Origin of the sequence: Binatus sp. (SeqCode) (assembly GCF_049584895.1) — a bacterium.
Taxonomy (GTDB): Bacteria; Desulfobacterota; Binatia; order Binatales; family Binataceae; genus Binatus.
Map to the genome: position 1 here is coordinate 1 of NZ_JBAUYR010000077.1, position 16460 is coordinate 16460.

At 60.0% G+C, this 16460-nt stretch carries 14 protein-coding genes; 4 read left to right on the forward strand and 10 right to left on the reverse strand.

Going from position 1 to position 16460, the window contains the following annotated elements:
- Window positions 1–373: 373 nt before the first annotated feature.
- The 3 genes from WB650_RS13810 to WB650_RS13820 form a co-directional block, all read right to left on the reverse strand.
- Entirely contained in the window at window positions 374–751 is a 378-nt protein-coding gene (locus tag WB650_RS13810; RefSeq protein ID WP_422307922.1) for an endonuclease domain-containing protein, read from the reverse strand.
- Between the two features lie 173 nt (window positions 752–924).
- Window positions 925–1779, reverse strand: a complete 855-nt coding sequence (locus WB650_RS13815) for an alpha/beta fold hydrolase (RefSeq protein WP_423960857.1) — start codon at window positions 1777–1779, stop codon at window positions 925–927.
- Between the two features lie 194 nt (window positions 1780–1973).
- The gene (locus WB650_RS13820; RefSeq protein ID WP_423960859.1) at window positions 1974–3215 is read right to left on the reverse strand and encodes an amidohydrolase family protein; all 1242 of its coding nucleotides are present in this window, start codon (window positions 3213–3215) and stop codon (window positions 1974–1976) included.
- A gap of 165 nt (window positions 3216–3380) precedes the next feature.
- On the opposite strand from WB650_RS13820, the gene WB650_RS13825 reads away from it, so the two are divergent.
- Window positions 3381–3866: a gluconokinase gene (locus WB650_RS13825; protein WP_422307916.1), complete on the forward strand. Its 486-nt coding sequence runs from the start codon at window positions 3381–3383 to the stop codon at window positions 3864–3866.
- Window positions 3867–3875: 9 nt separating this feature from the next.
- Here the strand turns inward: WB650_RS13825 and WB650_RS13830 are convergent, their stop codons facing one another.
- The 3 genes from WB650_RS13830 to WB650_RS13840 all read right to left on the reverse strand — a co-directional run bounded on the left by WB650_RS13830 (window position 3876) and on the right by WB650_RS13840 (window position 9975).
- Window positions 3876–5222 (reverse strand): MFS transporter, encoded by a 1347-nt coding sequence (locus WB650_RS13830; RefSeq protein ID WP_423960860.1) that lies wholly within the window; start codon window positions 5220–5222, stop codon window positions 3876–3878.
- A gap of 73 nt (window positions 5223–5295) precedes the next feature.
- Window positions 5296–7872: a choice-of-anchor D domain-containing protein gene (locus WB650_RS13835; RefSeq protein ID WP_423960862.1), complete on the reverse strand. Its 2577-nt coding sequence runs from the start codon at window positions 7870–7872 to the stop codon at window positions 5296–5298.
- Between the two features lie 678 nt (window positions 7873–8550).
- Complete coding sequence (locus WB650_RS13840) at window positions 8551–9975, reverse strand: hypothetical protein (protein WP_422306840.1); 1425 nt, start codon at window positions 9973–9975, stop codon at window positions 8551–8553.
- Window positions 9976–10637: 662 nt separating this feature from the next.
- On the opposite strand from WB650_RS13840, the gene WB650_RS13845 reads away from it, so the two are divergent.
- Complete coding sequence (locus WB650_RS13845) at window positions 10638–11222, forward strand: TIGR00730 family Rossman fold protein (RefSeq protein ID WP_422306838.1); 585 nt, start codon at window positions 10638–10640, stop codon at window positions 11220–11222.
- A gap of 3 nt (window positions 11223–11225) precedes the next feature.
- On the opposite strand, the gene budA is transcribed toward WB650_RS13845, so the two are convergent.
- From budA to WB650_RS13860, 3 genes are all read right to left on the reverse strand, one after another.
- Window positions 11226–12059 (reverse strand): acetolactate decarboxylase, encoded by an 834-nt coding sequence (budA, locus tag WB650_RS13850; RefSeq protein WP_422306836.1) that lies wholly within the window; start codon window positions 12057–12059, stop codon window positions 11226–11228.
- Between the two features lie 88 nt (window positions 12060–12147).
- A complete protein-coding gene (locus WB650_RS13855; RefSeq protein ID WP_422306834.1) occupies window positions 12148–13380 on the reverse strand; it encodes an MFS transporter in 1233 nt (410 codons plus the stop codon).
- Between the two features lie 108 nt (window positions 13381–13488).
- On the reverse strand, window positions 13489–13758 hold the full coding sequence (locus WB650_RS13860) for a PqqD family protein (RefSeq protein ID WP_422306832.1): 270 nt from the start codon (window positions 13756–13758) through the stop codon (window positions 13489–13491).
- Between the two features lie 74 nt (window positions 13759–13832).
- On the opposite strand from WB650_RS13860, the gene WB650_RS13865 reads away from it, so the two are divergent.
- A complete protein-coding gene (locus tag WB650_RS13865; protein ID WP_422306830.1) occupies window positions 13833–14324 on the forward strand; it encodes a lasso peptide biosynthesis B2 protein in 492 nt (163 codons plus the stop codon).
- Window positions 14325–14328: 4 nt separating this feature from the next.
- Here the strand turns inward: WB650_RS13865 and WB650_RS13870 are convergent, their stop codons facing one another.
- Complete coding sequence (locus WB650_RS13870) at window positions 14329–14475, reverse strand: hypothetical protein (RefSeq protein ID WP_422306828.1); 147 nt, start codon at window positions 14473–14475, stop codon at window positions 14329–14331.
- A 28-nt stretch (window positions 14476–14503) separates the two neighbouring features.
- Between WB650_RS13870 and WB650_RS13875 the strand changes: the two genes are divergently transcribed.
- Window positions 14504–16459: an asparagine synthase-related protein gene (locus WB650_RS13875; protein ID WP_422306826.1), complete on the forward strand. Its 1956-nt coding sequence runs from the start codon at window positions 14504–14506 to the stop codon at window positions 16457–16459.
- The last annotated feature ends 1 nt before the right edge of the window (window position 16460 follow it).

A 16460-nucleotide genomic window follows, 5' to 3' on the forward strand; every position in this document is an offset into this window, starting at 1 on the left:
TGCGGTGACGTCGGCGGGAATACTAAAATCCACGGCACTTCTCCTCGATCAGGTTATGTGCGAGGCGTACCAAACTGCGGTCGCGAACGGAAGGGCAATCGATACCGATCGTTCAGGGGATTCGAAACGGCGTTGAGGCATTAGCGGATTCAAGACAACCTAACCCCTAGCCCCTTCCCATAATGGGAAGGGGGAACAGAAGTTAATTCGCTGAGCTTAGGTGAAATGGAACCCTCCAAAACGATCGCGGGTCGCGAGAGTCTGAGCATCTTGTGTGTTCCCCCTTTCCGCGTCGGAAAGGGGGTTAGGGGGATAGGACGGAAGCGCGATCGGATAATTCTTCTGGTTCCCCTTCCCCATTGCGGGGAAGGGGTCAGGGGTTAGGGTCTTTCCTGCGCAGGGCCGCTCGAATCGAGGCGATCGCAGACGCCAAATCATTACGCACTGATTCGTTGGATAGCCTGAGCACTTGGATTCCACGCCGCATCAAATAGTCGTCGCGCACCCGGTCGTATCCTTGTTGGTCGCGATGCGGGCTTCCATCGATCTCCACCACTAAATGCGCGGCGTGACAATAGAAATCCACGATATAGGGCGCGAGTGGTTGCTGCCTTCTGAAATGCGCGCCGAGTCGATTTCCGCGAAGCTCGTTCCAGATGACGCGCTCTTCGGGAGTCATGTTTTGTCGGAGTTCCATCGCCCGGCGTATCAGCTCCGGATTTTTCTGCTCACTCAGAGTTAACGATGGCATCCGGTTTAGTTAGCATTGAGGAGTGGCGGAAGGAAAGGACCCTAACCCCTAACCCCTTCCCATAATGGGAAGGGGAACAAGAAAAACTGTGAGAATCGCGGTGTCCTATCCCCCTCGCCCCCTTTCCATAATGGAAAGGGGGAACAGAACTCAAAGAGATCCCTTGATGGGAATTACTTGCCTAGGAACTCGCGGAGGTGGGTGGCTAGTTCCGTGGGTTTTTCTTCGGGGATGAAATGGCCGCAGTCGGCGATTGAGCCGCCTGCCGCGTGAACTGCGACGCGGCGGAGGGATTCGACTACTAAGTCGCCGCGGCCGCGCGGGCCGCCGCCGCCGAGGCCGAGCGTCGGCATCGGGAGTTTGAAGCCGGTCGCCAATGTCGCGCGATTGTCGGCGACGTCTTGATTGAGCGCGCGGTAAAAGTTGAACCCGGCGCGCATCGCGCCCGCCTGCGAATAGGTGCGAACGTATTCCGCGATGTCGTCGGGGCCGATTGCGCCGGCCTGATCGCATCCGTTCATGTAGAAGAATTCGAGATAGAGACGTTCGCGGCCGTAGACCAGTGCTTCGGGGAGATCGAGCACCTGATGGAACAGATGCCACCATCGCTGGCCACCGCCGATCGCGGCGCCGGCGGGCTGATCGCCTGGGACAGGCACGTCGAGCATCGCGAGATGCGTCACTTCGTCCGGATGATCCGCGGCGAGCCGAAACGCGACGGGCGCGCCCCAATCGTGACCGACGACGGCGAAGCGCGTGTGGCCGAAATGACTGTGCATGAGCAACCAGATGTCGTTCGCCACGGTTTTCTTGTCGTAGCCCGTGCTGGGGCGCGACGAATCGCCGAGGCCGCGCAGGTCGGGCGCGACGAGCAAGAATTTGTCCGCGAGCAGCGGCATCACGCGGCGCCATTCGTACCAGGTCTGCGGCCATCCGTGGAGCAGCACGACCGGACAGCCCTGCCCCATCGTGACGTAATGGATTCGCACGCCGTCGAGGTTGGCGTAGTGATGCGAGAATTCCGTCATCGTGTTGGTATATCACAGGCTGGAAAAATTTAGGCTGTGAATTTTCGGCGGGTTCGGTGGGGGACGAAGCACCCTAACCCCTGACCCCTTCCCCAGGAAAAGTGGGGAAGGGGAACGAGAAGAATGTGGCGCGCTGTCCTATCCCCCTCGCCCCCTTTCCACTTGGAAAGGGGGGACAGAGGGAAGAGGCCACCTCAGTTCGCGGCTGAGAGGCGGCTGCGGTGTTGGGTTGTTAGGGCTTCGATGTCGAACTTGAAGAGCTTCGCTGCGTTCAGGCCGAGGATTTTGGCGCGCGCGTCTTCGGGGAGACCGCCCATTTCGCGCTCGATCGCTTCGGCTGAATGCGGCCAGCTTCCCTCGTGATGCGGATAGTCGTTCGCCCACAGGAAGTTGTTGGTCAGATTGTATTTCACCGCGAGATCGAGACCGACCGGATCTTCCTGGAACGACGCGTAGCCGTTCGCGCGGAAATACTCACTCGGGAGCATCTTGAGCCGCGGCAACGCCCACATGTGATGCTTGTGATAGGCCTCGTCCATGGCTCCCAGAGCCCACGCTACCCATCCGATGCCCGACTCGATGGCGGCGAATTTGATTCCCGGGAAACGCTCGAGCACGCCGGAGCCGCAGAGATTCGCGACCGGCTCAATAGTCGGGACGAGCGAATGTGAAACGTAATTGATGACCGCGCCGCCGTCTTTGCGCGCGGCCCGCGGATCGCGTCCGGTCGAAACGTGGAAGGTGATCGGAAGATCCGCAGCCTGGATCACTTCCCACAGCGGATCGAAAATCGGCAGATTGTAATTTGGATGGCGCGCGTCGTGCGCGCCGAAGATCGGCTTGCACGGCAGAGTCAGGCCGCGAAATCCCAGCTGCGCGACGCGCTCGACTTCTTTTATAGATCCCGGCAGGTCGGCGGTGGCGATTGCGGCGAGCGGCGACATGCGGTCGTTGTACTTCGCGAAGGTCTCCCACGCCCAGTCGTTGTAGATGCGGCATTGCGCGTGCGCGAAGTCGGCGTCGGGCGTCGCCCACATCGTGAGACCCTTGTTGGGAAAAATAATTTCCGCATCGACGCCGTCGCGAATCTGATCCTTCAGACGCTGCTCTGGATCGGCGCCCGCCTTCGAGCGCAGATGGTCTTCGCCTTCGAGGTGGCTGTCGAGCAGGCGTGAGCGCGCCCATCCTTCGGAGATTGCCCACTTGACGCCGTTCTCGTCGACTTCGATTCGCGGCAGGCGATCGCGGAATTTGCGATCGATCCGATCGACCCACAGGTTCGACGGCTCGTTGCAGTGACAGTCCGCCGAGATCATCAGGTACTTGTCGGGATCGTCGGGGCGCGCGGTGCGCTTCCATCCGGAATGCCCGGGGGTTTCCAGTCGCCAACGGTTGGGTTCGTTGATTTCGTTTTCGCTGATATTTGCGCCTGACATTACGATACCTCCGATGCGGCAACTTCGATTCGCGTGACGATCCGTATGTTAGACGGACGCTGCGAACTGTCAAGGAAGCGGTGAACTCGCGGGCGCCGGCTGGTCATGCAGTTGAACCGGAAGGAATTTGCGCGACCAAGCGAGTTGGGAGATTTTAGGAGTGCGATGATTGTAATTGTCATGGGGGTGACGGGGGCGGGGAAGACTACTGTCGGGCGCGCGCTGGCGGGGGCGCTTGGGTGGGAGTTTCACGATGGGGACGAACTGCATTCCGAGGAGAGCAAGCGCAAGATGCATCGCGGGATCGCACTTGATGATGTCGATCGCGCGCCGTGGCTGGGTGCGATTCGAAAATTGATTGAAGGCATGCTGACGGAAGGCAGGAACGGAGTCGTCGCGTGCTCTGCGCTGAAGCAATCGTATCGCGACGAGATTGTCGTCGATCCGAAGTCGGTTAAGATCGTTTACCTGAAAGGATCGAAAGAGGTCATTGCCGAGCGGCTTCGCGGACGCACTGGACATTTCATGAATCCAGATTTGCTGCCGAGTCAGATCGACACGATCGAGGAGCCGCGCGACGCGATTGTCGTCGACATCTCGGGCGCTCCAGAAGCCATCGTAAGCGAGATCAGATCGCGGCTCGGGATATAGTTGGGCGATCTATTCAGTGCTGATCGGAGGCGCCTCGTTCGGCGAAAGTTCCTCGAGCGTCTTGCCGCGAGTCTCGGGGATCAGCGACCAGATAATTGCAATCCCGATCACCGGACCGGCAGCGAAAATCGACGCCGCCTTGCCCAAACCGCCAAGTGGACCCGAGAGCAGTCCGATGACGACGGGAGACAGCATCCAGCAGATTTGTCCGATCACTTGCACGCACAGGTTATAGCCGGTTGCGCGAATCGCGGTGGGAAATAACTCGGTCGAGAGGGCTGAGGTCGCGGTGCGTGCCGCCTGGTACGCGAACATCGTGACGACTTCGCCCAGAAGGATTCCGCTGAAAGTGTCGCTGGTGAACAACACGTACATCGCGGCTCCGGATAAGGCGTAAAAAAAACTGGTGGTAAACTTTCGCCCCAGCCGGTCCATCAGATAGCCGCTCAGCATGCTGCCGATCGTGCCCATCGCGTAGGCGAGAATTATCGCGGTCGAAACCTGGTGGGATTTCCAATGATGATCGCGCTTGGCGAAGAGCGGGAAGAAAGTCACCATCGGGCCGCCAATCAGCCCGATCGAATTCCAGAGCGCGGACATGATCAGCAGACGTGAGCGATAGGGGCCGGCGAACGGGGTCAAGGTCTTGCGAATCTGCAGCCAGAATTCCGGACGCTGGCGGCCCGCGGCAAGCCGGTCCCGCTCGAGCGCATTGAAGCGTGCGGTTTCGCGCAATCCGCGCCTCAAGAAAAAGACCATCATCAGCGGCGCGATGCCGAGCATGTACATGCCGCGCCATCCCCATCGCGATTCCGCCATGATTGCGTAGGTAAGAGCCGCCGCCAGCACGCCGAGAAAGGCGACCATGTGCAGGGCGGCGATTGCGCGGCCGCGGCGTCGGTCGGGAAACTCCTCGCTGATCATCGTCACTGCGACGCCGAATTCGGCGGCGAGGAAGATCTGCGCCAGGCTTTGAAAGATCGTAAACGAACGGACCCCGACCGAAAGCGCGGTGAACAACGTCAGCACCGTGTAACACAGGACGGTTGCCGAGATGATCGGTTTGCGGCCGTAGCGATCGGCGAGGATTACCACGAAGAACGAGAGCATCCCGCCGAAGCGCACCACCGTCGCCATCAGGCCGATGGCGGGATTACCGAGGTGAAAGGTTCGCGCGATTTCGGGCGTCGCGAGATGGAAGATGGTGATGTCGTAGCCTTCGAAAATCGTGGCCGACATCAGCATCGCGAACAGTGCGGCGAGATAGCGGCGCGGCCTGGGAATCCACGGCGCTAGCTTGGGTTGTTCTGATAAGCTGTTTGGATTAGCGGCCTGCATCGCGGTTTGCGCGCGCAAGGCGCACGTCGATTCACTTAGGGTTTCAGATCATGAAACCCCCAGCAAGCAGGGTCTTCGAGATCCGACATTACTATCTTGATACGCCGAAGAGTTTGATGTGTTGCGGGCTACTTGCCGCGTTGTCGTGGATTTCGAGCGTGCCCTGGTACTTGCCGCGTTTATGCGGAGCGAACTCGACGGCGATCGTGCAACTCCCTCCGTTCGGCGCGATTGTCTGGCACGTATTTGCGGTCACGTTGAACGGCGGAGTGGCTGCAGGAGCGGTAGTGAACGAGATCGGCGCGGGACTGTCGTTCACGACGGTGATGGTTTGCGGGGAGCTGAGGGAGTCCGGCGATGTTTGTTCGAAGCTGAGCGATTTGGGCCTGGTCTTCATCTTCGGTGCGAGGCCCTTGCCCTTGAGTTTGATTGCACGCACCCCGAACTCGGCATTGCTGTTCAATTGAAGTTGCCCATGTTGTTTTCCCTTGGTTGCCGGCGCGAACGCGACCTCGATTCTACACGAGCCGCCGGGCGCCATAACCGTCGGACATGTGTTGGAGGTCACGACGAATCCGGTGCTGACAGTAGGCGACAACGTCACTGACGCGGACGCAGCGGTGTTCACGACGGTTACCTTCGAAGATTTACCCTGATGCCCCGCGACCTGGTCTGCGAAGGAGATCGACGTCGGGTTTGCATTGAGTTTCGCGAAGACCGGGCTCGGCGACGCGGTAGGCACAGGAGTTCCGGTGGGCGTAGGCGTGGCCGTGACGGTCGGCGTCAGGGTGGGCGCGGTGCTGGTGGCCGAAGGAGTCGGGGTGTTGGTCGCAGTCGTGGCGGTCGCGGTCGACGTGGCTGTGATGCTGGCGGTAGGCGTCGCCGAGGTGGTGCTGGTGGCGGTTGCGGTTCTCGTTGGGGTCGCGCTCGCAGAAGCGGTCGCAGTTGCAGTGGGAGTCGGCGCGCCTCTTCCACCGGGGAACAATCCGAACACCGCGAGTTGGGTCTGGGTGCCCATGTAGACCGAGCCGTTGGCCACGGTGGGCACGGTAAACTTCACTGCGGGTCCGGGATTGTCGGCGCTGAATTTGTTGCTGTCATACAGCTCGGTCAGGTTGGTCGCGTCGAAGGCGTAGAGGATCGAAGTACCGCCCCAATTCCATCCTCCGCTGTTGATGGCCCACAGAATGCCGCCAGTCTTGCCGTTGGCCGATATGACTGGTGACGCGCCCGGGAATGGAAATGAAAAGTATACTGCGGCCGAAGTGGGCGGCGTCTGGAGCAGTCCATTGGAGATCACAAACATTTTGGGCAGATCGCTTTCACCGATCGTGTAGATCATGTTCTGCACGCCAACACCGGACACCTTACCCTGCCAGTAAGCAGGCGTGCTGAACATTCCACCGACGGCACCGGTGAGTTCCTGCACCATTTGATCCTTGGTGGCATTGAAGCCGCCCATGTTGTCGCGATTCACAAGATAGAGCGTCCCCACCTTGCCGGCGCCGAGCATCAAATCGGGATTTGGCCCCGGCTGAGTGGGCAGCAGCAGGTTACCGCCCGAGCCCATATCGAGATCGTCGTCGTCGAGCAGGAGTTCGTCGAGGGGCGTAAAGGAGCTGGTGATCGACATGGTTCCACCGCCTGGAGTCAACCGCAGAAAACTGTCGCCGTAATCAACGGTGGGCGCGATCGTATCGAAGGTCCCGTTGCCGGTGATGGCGATCAAATCGCCGTTGGTATCGACTCCTGGACCGCATCCAGCCTCCCAGATGCCGCCGTCTTCGCCATTGGGGGTGGAGTTGTAGACGACTTCCTGCGCCAAGGAGGTTTCGTCGTAGCCGAGAATCCATCCGTGATAGGGAGTGACGTCGCAATGCGAGGCGAAGCTGAGATAGACCACGCCGTTCGCCAGCGTCAGGGCCGGGCGATCATGCTGCAGCAGAGGATTAAATGAGATTACCCCGTTGACGCTGTCTTCGGCGGTTCCGGGGACCGTCGCCACAATCGTCACCGGACTGTTCGGCTGCTCGAGGCCGGTTGTAATGTCCAGCGCGTGAAGCTGCTGCTGATAACTGCCCGGGCCCAGCTTTACCTTGGAGACGACGTAGAGGGTGCCGGCGGGGCCTTCGGCGGGATCGATCACAGGCGTCGCGGTGATCCCGATAATCGGAACCAGGTCGCCGCACCCTTCTCCGAGATCGGTCGACGGGACAGGCGTGATCCCCAGCGCGGGGTTGATAAAGCTGGTATGCCAAAGCGGAGGTCCCTGCTGGTCGGCGTCGAAGGCGTACACACTGTCGTTCTCTGTCGCGACGTACACGACGTTGTGCGTTCCGAGGTTCGGGATCGCCACATTTGGCACATACAGCGGCTGCGCGTAGGCGGCCGCGTCGATAGTGTCGGTGAACACCAGTCCGAATTGCGAAGCATTAACCGTCGACGGAGTCAGGACGGATTCCGCCAGGTTCTGGCCGGTACGAAAATTATCGTTGCGGTAGAGGAATGTGCCGGTGAAGCCTGGCTCCAATGCGCGCGCGGCGTGAGGATGAGCGGATCGCGATTGCCCCGGCACTACGGCCGCATGCCCGAGCAACTCCGCGCCCGAAATGACTGCGACGAGGGCCGCCGCACCCACCATCAAACTCCGCAACGATCGTCCCGCCACTTTTCCCCGCCGAATGTTAATGCACCTTGCGAGCGCATCTTACTGACGTAAGTGCAGTGCGTCTACGGTCTAAAGACGGTTACGCGAGGAATCGCCGGTTGAGTGAGGATGCACTGAACCAAATTGGAGGCAGGCCCGGCATTCCGAGCCTGCTCCTGCACCTGGGCTTGGTCGGCGATGCGTCTCCCTTTGCCGCATCGCGTCCGAAAAGAGCTCGATCAGTTTGGAGTGAAGCTGCTGTCCGCTACCATCACCGCCGTCGTAGTCATTCCGAGACTGGGCGGAAAGTGCCTCCAGTTATGAACCATCTTGGAAACAATCATTGAGATTGCGATCACCGCGCCGATAATCAGAACCAGGTCATGTCGCGAACGTACCCTCGTTCTTCCTAGGACTCGCATAAAACCCTCCCGGCGTAGAGCCTCAAAAACTATCACGCCATCGCAAGAGATGTGTACGCAAAAGATAGGCCGTTCAGCGATACTGAAAAGAGCGAAAATTTGCGCTAATGCAACGAAAGTCTAAAAGGTGAATATTAGCTTCAATTTCGTGGGATATTCACCAATCCACACCTGGAAGTGTCATATCTTTTTGTTTTGCTAATCCGTCAATTTGTAGCAAACATGCAAACTTCCGGTAGCAACGATGATACATGTTTCAAGTCGTTCTTCGCCTTATTTACGCCTTGGGGGTCGGCGTCGCGGTTGGCGTCCGAGTCGGCTTCGGCGTGCGGGTCGGCGTAGGCTTTCGAGTCGGAGTCGGCGTTGAAGTGCGCGTGGCGGTTGCGGTCGGCGTCGGTGGATTACCGCTGAGCGCTATCGTTCCCCACCATGTGCCCCAGGTATTGCCGGTGGCCGCGTATTCCTGGATCGTCCACAGGTCGATGTCGTTGATCGGGTCGACGGCGACGTTGCTGTAGTCGCCCCATCGATTGTCGCCGGTGCCGAAGTCCTTGAAGTACGGCGCCTCGCCCGCCTTGAAGACGACGTCGGGCTCGAGTGTGTTCAGCGGATCGGTATGGCGTCGAAACGAGTAGTTGGCGCTCGCATACTGTGATGCACCGAACCGCGAGTAGCCGATCATCATGTCGTCGTTGGCGTTGACGTCGAGCGTCGGATACGCGTAGTCGAACTGCCCCGACGGATCGTCGCGCTTCCCCAGTTGCTGCACGACGCCGAGGCTGCCGCTCGCAGTATTGATTTGCCACCACTGCGCGGATGATCGCGTCGGGGTGCCGGTCGCGGGGAAGTACACGGTCTGCGCAGCCCACAGCGATCCGTTTCGATAGACGCAGTTTTCGATTCGATCGTCGTCGGTGTCTATCCGCGCGGTCGAGCCGAGCTGCGGGGCGAAGTTCTCGGCCCCGGAATCCTGCCATCCCTTGGCTGCTCTTGGAAAGGCGACGCCGGTGGTCAGTATTTCGGCGCCGATCGATCCAGTGATGGTGCTGACGCGAAGCGTCCCGCTCGCGCCGTTCCAGTTTCTCACCAGGTACTCGGTAGCGAGCGCGTTGTCGTGAGTCACCGCCGGATAGTCGGTAAACCCGGTTGAATCGTGGAACACCGTATATTGGCCGGCGCCGCCGGCGTACAAGTCGGCTTTGTCGAATGCGTAGATGTAGGAGCCGACATACGCGCCCTGACTGACAGTGAACACGTTGGTCTGCAGCACGATCCAATCGCCGTTGAAGCCGAGCGTCGGGTAGTCGGCCCAGCTCGCGCCGTTCGCGTCGACGTTCACCTTGTAGAGGTTCCAGGCGCCGGTCGGATCGTTGGTCTGCGAGACGCCGATGAGAACGTACGCAGTTGGCGATGCGGCGTTGGCGCCCGACGAAATGATCCATCGGCCGGCGTACGCGTCGAACAGCACGCGCGGGTCGAATGCCTCGTTGATTCCGCCGAGACTCGACCAGAACGAGGCAATCGGAATCGAGCTGAGGACGACTCCGGTGCGCGTTTCAATCGTCACATTGCTGTTGAGTACCGCCATCAGATGATTCGGGCCGACGGTCCCCTGGGTATCGGGCGGAGTCACCGGTCCGTTGTCGGAGCCGGCGGGAAAGTCCGCCTCGCGAATATGATGATGTTGATGCGAAGCGGGCACATCAGTTTCGCTCGCGCCGGCGTCGTCACTTTGTTCGAAGGCTTCACTTTCGTCCTGAGAGTCGCCAGCGTGTCCAGCAAGCGGCCGATGAATCGCAACCCGGGCGGCAGACCTTCCAACCGCAAGCGATCGCGATGCAGTGTCGATGAAATTCGTAATCGCTCGACCGGATGCGACTGCTGGCGTACCCGCGATTTCGACTTGCGCCGGCGGCGGCGTCTGCGCATGAGCAGGAGTTACGAGTCTTGGCGCCCAAGCCCCCAATGCAGCGAGAAAGAGGGCGGCAACAATCAGATAGCTGGTCGGTTTACTGGATGGTCGGCTGTTTCGCAACTAAGAGTCTCCCGGGATGAGCAACGCGTGCGCATCACAAGAGCAACTAGAGCAAGTGTTAAGCCGCCTAGACTGTTGTTAATCAATCGGTGGCTGTGAACGCGAATAGCAATGAATGTGGGTTTGATCGACTCAGGAATTTAGATTGTCCGATCAGCGCAAGTCGCGTCTTAGCTTGCCTACGATGCACAAAAACGCGCCCGATGTGTCCCGCGCTGGGACACTGTGTGCAACGGATCGCTACTTCAGTCTGAGTCGGCTTCGGTCTGCCTATCGAGCGTCAGCCCCGCTATCTGGATGGGCGCGGATTGGTCCGGTACGATCGCGCGATGGCTATCAAGCGAGTTTGTGTCTATGCGGCGTCGAGTCGCCAGTGCGACGCCAAGTATCACGACGCCGCGGCGCGGCTGGGGCGCGAGTTGGCGCGCACCAAGGTGACTCTGGTGTATGGCGGCGGCAGCGTCGGCTCGATGGGGCATCTGGCGGACGCGGCTTTGGCGGAAGGCGGCCGGGTCATCGGCGTGCTGCCGCGTTTCATGTACGACCTAGAATGGGGGCACCGCGGATTGAGCGAGCTGCTAATCGTAAACGACCTGCATGAGCGCAAGCGGATGATGATTGAGGAAGTCGACGCGGTGATTGCACTGCCGGGCGGATGCGGCACGCTCGAGGAGTTGTTCGAAGCGATTACATGGAAGCGGCTTGGGCTTTATGGCGGACCGATCGTGCTGGTTAACACGCTCGGCTTCTACACACCGTGCGTGAAGTTTCTGGAAAGCTGCATTGAGCGCCGCTTCATGGACGATCGCCATCGCGAGATGTGGTCGCTGGTCGAGCAGCCCGAGGATGTGCTCGGCGCGATCGCGAGTGCGCCGCCTTGGCCGCATGAAAATCGAAACTTCGCCGCGCTGTAGGAATTAACGCTCGATCTTTGCGATGGCCGCGGTGTGATCTTGCGAGAGGTCGGCTTTCAGGAATTCTTCGGTGCCGGGGGTGCCTAGTTCGAACTCGGGAGTATGATGGATTTTGATCGTCACGTCCTTAGTGCGGCAATCGAGCATGTGGCCGCCTGCGGTGCGGTCTGCCGTGATGAAATGCATATGATAGCCGGGGACATTGACCCCGCGCAGGTAGTCGGGGGTGAAGAAGCCGACGATGGTGCCCTCGACCTCGTGAAACTCGAAAATTGGTTCTTGGCGGGTGGCGTGCTCGAGGCCGACTGACTTGTCATGCTTGGCGACGGCGCGGGTCTTCACGTAGTCGAAGCGGCCTTCGATTCGGAGCGCGTGAAAGATGTTCTGCGAGGGGAGCATCGCGGCAACGGCCGCGAGCATCGCGGGCTGATCGCACGGACGATCGAGGCGCGCGCTCTCATCGGCCTTGAAAAAGCTCACCGTCGCGAACGGCGTGCGTACGGAATCTTCGACCGGATGCGCATGTCCGTCCGCACGCACCTGGAAGACCTTGCCGTCGAGCTCGATCATCTCGCCGTCGAGTCCGTCGAAGGTGCCCAGCCCGAAATCACCGTGAGTCTTGAGCTCGCCCATCGTCATGTCGCCGGTGGACGCACCTTCCATCAGGGCGTTGACGGTCGAAGTTTGAAATACGGTCTGATTTTCGTCGCCGAGCAAACGCTCGAGCGCTTGAATGACGATGGCGGACAGCGTTTGTCCGGTTTGTTTGCGACGCGCGCCGAGTTGGCCGGCGAGCGCGGGCGGGAGATGGATGCGAAGCGTTAGATGCTTGGGCACCGTGCGAGTTATCGGAGTCGCTGGGTGGCGGGGAACCGAACCCCTGACCCCTTCCCATAGTCGAGGCAAGGGGAACAATCGCCTGAAATCAAAATTCGTCAATGGGTTTTACTGCGCGAAACTGGATCAGCAACAGGATGTCGTAAATTGTTTTCAGCGTCCCGGCGCAAATCAGCGGCCATCCAAATGACGAATGATTCAGCATCGCGCCCGCCGGCAGCGGCGCGAAGGCCGACGCCAGGCTGCGCGGCACATTGGTGACGGTCGCCGCGGCTGCGCGCTCCTCGGGCGGCACCACCGCCATCACGTAGGACTGGCGCGCTGGAACGTCCATCTGCGAGGTCGACGATCGGAGCAGCAGAAATCCCATCGCGAGCGCCGGCGTCGGCATCAGCGCGGCGAGAATCAGCATCGCATTCGACGGCAGATGGCTGAACACCATCGTGTTGATTCGTCCGAACCGCGCCGCGAGCGCCGCCGAAACGAATTGCGAAAACGATCCGAGCAACCCGGCCGCGAAGAAAAATGCGCCCGCAGTCTGCACCGAGAGATTGAAGCGGCGGAACAACCACAGCGCCAGCAGCGACTGAATTACAAATCCGCCGCCGAACGCGTCGATACTGAACAGCGCCGACAGCCGGTAAACGATTGAACGCGATTTCTCCAGCGGCGCGCGCTTGACCGGATGGCGCTCGACTTCGACGTCAGGGGAAAGACGCCGATAGAACGTGAAGGCGATCACCGCGAGGATCGAGTAGGCGACGAAACCCGACCGCAACGCCGGCGCGAGTGCCCATCCGTGGCGCGCCGCGAGTATCGCCGGCACGCCGCTGGCGAGCGCGCCGAACGCTCCGGCGAAGGCGCCCGCAACGTTGTACAGCGCGAACATCGCAGTCAGATCTCGCGGCTCGGCTGCCTCGGCCAACGCCGCCTGCTCGACCGGCAGAAAAAGGCTGACGTCGCCGGCGGAAGGATTCAGCGTACCGACCACGGCCACGATGAACAGCGGCCAGAAGCTCGTCGCGGTGACAAATCCAATTCCCGTCAGCAGCATCAGCGCGCACGCCGCGAGCAGGACTCGACGCCGCCCCAGTCGATCGGTCGCGAGCCCCACCCACAGCGTGAGCGCTGCCGAGCCGAGCAGCGTGCCGAACACGATCGCGCCGACTCGCAACGGACTGAATCCGATTGCCGTCAGGTAGCCCGGCAACAATACGCTGACGGCGCCGTCGGCAAGGCCGCGCAGTGCGCGCGTCGTCAGCAGGATTCGCGCATCGCTGGTAGCGCTCTGCGGGAACCATCGATTCACCGGACTCAGCATGATGTCGGAGAAAGCTAGTCCGAGGAGGGAACGGGAACAATCGCCAGGCAGCGCGCCGTCCTCGCCTGACAACCGACGCGATGGAGGGTGTGTTTGGGAAAAGGAAGGTCAGTCGCCGCGGGAGATCCGCAACATTCCTTTGGCGGCCAGCTGGTTCACGAGCTGGTCGAAGTCGGCCCTGAGACGCGCTGGGTCGACGTCGTACCTGGCGAGCATCCGATCGATCACCGAGTTGGATGAACCGTGCTCCACTATCAGTTGCCACATTTCGCTGCCGGTACCGGTCAAACCAAAATATTGCTGGCTGGCGAGATCGAGCATCACAACTTCCCCGCTCAATTCGCGCCAGATCACATCTTTAGAGATCTCGATCTTCATGGATGCCACCTATTGCAAAAGCGATATTGCCATGGTCGGCGACTCACGTCTAAGCTGGATGATCACAGTTCATCATGCAATCGCGACTGCGCAAATTCATCAAACTGCAAGCCGCCGATCGCCGGCTGCTCGGATCGGCAGCAGCCTCGCTGGTCAAGGCGCGGCTGCTGGTGATGTTCGTTCCCATCCGCAAAATTCTGCAACCAGTAACGCCGCGGGCCGGCGTGATCTCGCAAGGTACCGAGGCCGCAAAAATTGGTTGGGCGGTCGAGACCGCTGGCCGAATCGTACCGGCCGGAGGGAATTGCCTCGTTCGCGCGATCGCCGGGCGCGAGATGCTCGCGCGGCGCGGTATCGGCAGCCACGTTCGGATCGGAGTCGCGAAAAATTCGCCCGACCTGCTGCGCGCCCACGCGTGGCTCGAATGCGGCGACCGGATAATCACCGGCGAAGGTGAGCGTCGGAACTTCGCCGCGCTGCCAGTCGGGGAACATTACGACGAGAGCGGCCGGCTGGAGATGGAGGATGGCATCGTTCGCACTCCTTCATCGGTCGAAAATCCTTGAGCATCTATGCGGACTCGGTCAGGCGGGCGTCGAGTCCGGTGAAATGCGGTGCGACCTCGACAATCTTGTCGATCAGGCGGTCAAAAGGGGGCTCGTGCAATTGATTGACCATCTGAAAGGTCATTTGCGATGACGCCAAAGCTGAAAGCATTGGGCGGTCACCTCGGCGCTCCGATCTGATGAGCGGTATCGCGGTCTTATATCAGTGGGACGGGGCTCCTGCGGATCGCTCGACTGTCGAGCGGATGATTGCTGTCATCCCGTACCGCTCAGTTGACGGCTTCGGGATATGGGGCGACGGCCCGGTCGCGATTGGGCATGCAAAGCTCGCGACGACGCCCGAGGCTTCGGCTGAGACCAGCCCGTTCGTGGACGAATCCTCAGGACTGGTGCTGTCCATGGATGGGCGGGTGGACAACCGCGACGAACTCACGGCTGAGCTGAATTCCCGAGGTCATCGTGTCCGCACGGGCACAGACGCCGAGATCGTGCTGCGGTCCTGGCAGTGTTGGGGTGCAGAGGCCCCGGCGAGAGTGATCGGTGATTTCGCTTTCGCCTTATGGGACCCATCGAAGCGAACACTCTTTTGTGCCCGAGATCCTATGGGAGTAAAGAGCTTCTATTACTTCAATGGCCCGGGATTCTTCCTGTGCGCCTCGGAGATACACCAACTGTTCCAGGATCCAAGGGTCCTCCGAAGACCCAACGAGCCTGCTATAGCAGAGATACTGGTTAGGACTCCATTTGATCGCGAGGAGACACTCTTCGAAGGTGTCCGCCGCCTGGAGCCGGCGCATTACTTGAGCGTAAGCGCGCGTGGCGTTGAATGCCACCAGTACTATTTTCCTGACGCCTCGCGGGAGATCGTCTATCGGAGCGACGACGACTACAGTGAACATTTTTTTTCGCTGCTCAAGGAGGCGGTGCGATGCCGACTTCGCAGCAGTAGAGGAGTGGAGTCAGACCTTAGTGGCGGGCTCGATTCCTCGTCGATTGTCTGTTTGACCGAACAATTACGCCAAGACGGCGAAGTACAACTACCGAGTTTTGAAACCTTCTCTGTTCCTTTCGGGCCCGGACCGGCAGCGGAGACCGAGTACGTCGAAGAGGTAATTCATAAGTATCCTCATCGGCATACCTATCTTCTTCCAGGAATTGCCCGGCTCAGCCAACTTAATGCGCAGGTTGCGCACTATCTGGACCTCCCGGATTTTCCCAACTGCGGATGCACCGATTACACGTCAATTCTTGGCAATCGTAACGACTTGAGAGTTCGCTTATGCGGACTGGGCGGCGACGAGTGGTTTACCGGAACCTACCTGGTATATGCAGACCTGCTGAGCCAGTTTCGCTTTGCGGCGGCGTTGCGGAGGCTTCGGATTAATCGAAATCCACCGCCCGGATTCTTCTTTCCGGGCTATACCAAAGTCTTGGCGGAGTATGGAGTTTGGCCACTCGTGCAGAAGGTCGTTCCCAACCGCCTCAAGTCGGCGCTCAGGCAATCGCTGCGTCCGCCTAAGCTTCATCCGCTGGTTATGCCGGCGTTCGCGGCCAGGACGAAACTCCTGGACCGGCTGTCCGCGAGGTGGCCGTTGCCCTCAAGCCGCACCTTCACACAGCAGGATATGTTCCAGACCTACCTTTCCGGCCAACTCCCATACGGCCTTGAGATGGATGGACGCTGGACCGCGCGCTTTCGACTGGAGGCTCGGCACCCTTTCCTCGACCGCCGCATCATGGAGTTTGCGTTCGCCATACCTGATAACCAACGATTCAGGCCGGGCGTTAGCAAGTTCGTGCTGCGCAATTCGATGCGAGGAATCCTGCCGGAAAAAATACGGCGGCGTTCTGACAAGAGTAATCTTTCCGAGTTATACCCAATGGCGATGATCGCGCTTGGTGGAGAGCGGCTGTTCGATCGGCTCAACATCGTCCAAAGTGGATGGGTCGACGGAGTCGTTTTACGCAGGCTCTATCGCTCGATGGCTGAGGCCTTTTCTCGGCGCGATCCTTCCTACGAGGAGAATATCCTCGAATTATGGAAAGTCTTTGCGGTCGAACTCTGGTTCAGCGTGGTCTTTCTCGGCATCAGCGAGCCTTTCAAACACCTGACCGGAACAACGGAAGCCGCCTAGC

Excerpts from the sequence above, each read along its gene's own strand:
- WB650_RS13810 (WP_422307922.1), bottom strand. The coding sequence starts at position 751 with ATGCCATCGTTAACTCTGAGTGAGCAGAAAAATCCGGAGCTGATACGC.
- WB650_RS13815 (WP_423960857.1), bottom strand. The coding sequence starts at position 1,779 with ATGACGGAATTCTCGCATCACTACGCCAACCTCGACGGCGTGCGAATC.
- WB650_RS13820 (WP_423960859.1), bottom strand. The coding sequence starts at position 3,215 with ATGTCAGGCGCAAATATCAGCGAAAACGAAATCAACGAACCCAACCGT.
- WB650_RS13825 (WP_422307916.1), top strand. The coding sequence starts at position 3,381 with ATGATTGTAATTGTCATGGGGGTGACGGGGGCGGGGAAGACTACTGTC.
- WB650_RS13845 (WP_422306838.1), top strand. The coding sequence starts at position 10,638 with ATGGCTATCAAGCGAGTTTGTGTCTATGCGGCGTCGAGTCGCCAGTGC.
- WB650_RS13855 (WP_422306834.1), bottom strand. The coding sequence starts at position 13,380 with ATGCTGAGTCCGGTGAATCGATGGTTCCCGCAGAGCGCTACCAGCGAT.
- WB650_RS13860 (WP_422306832.1), bottom strand. The coding sequence starts at position 13,758 with ATGAAGATCGAGATCTCTAAAGATGTGATCTGGCGCGAATTGAGCGGG.
- WB650_RS13865 (WP_422306830.1), top strand. The coding sequence starts at position 13,833 with ATGCAATCGCGACTGCGCAAATTCATCAAACTGCAAGCCGCCGATCGC.
- WB650_RS13870 (WP_422306828.1), bottom strand. The coding sequence starts at position 14,475 with ATGCTTTCAGCTTTGGCGTCATCGCAAATGACCTTTCAGATGGTCAAT.
- WB650_RS13875 (WP_422306826.1), top strand. The coding sequence starts at position 14,504 with ATGAGCGGTATCGCGGTCTTATATCAGTGGGACGGGGCTCCTGCGGAT.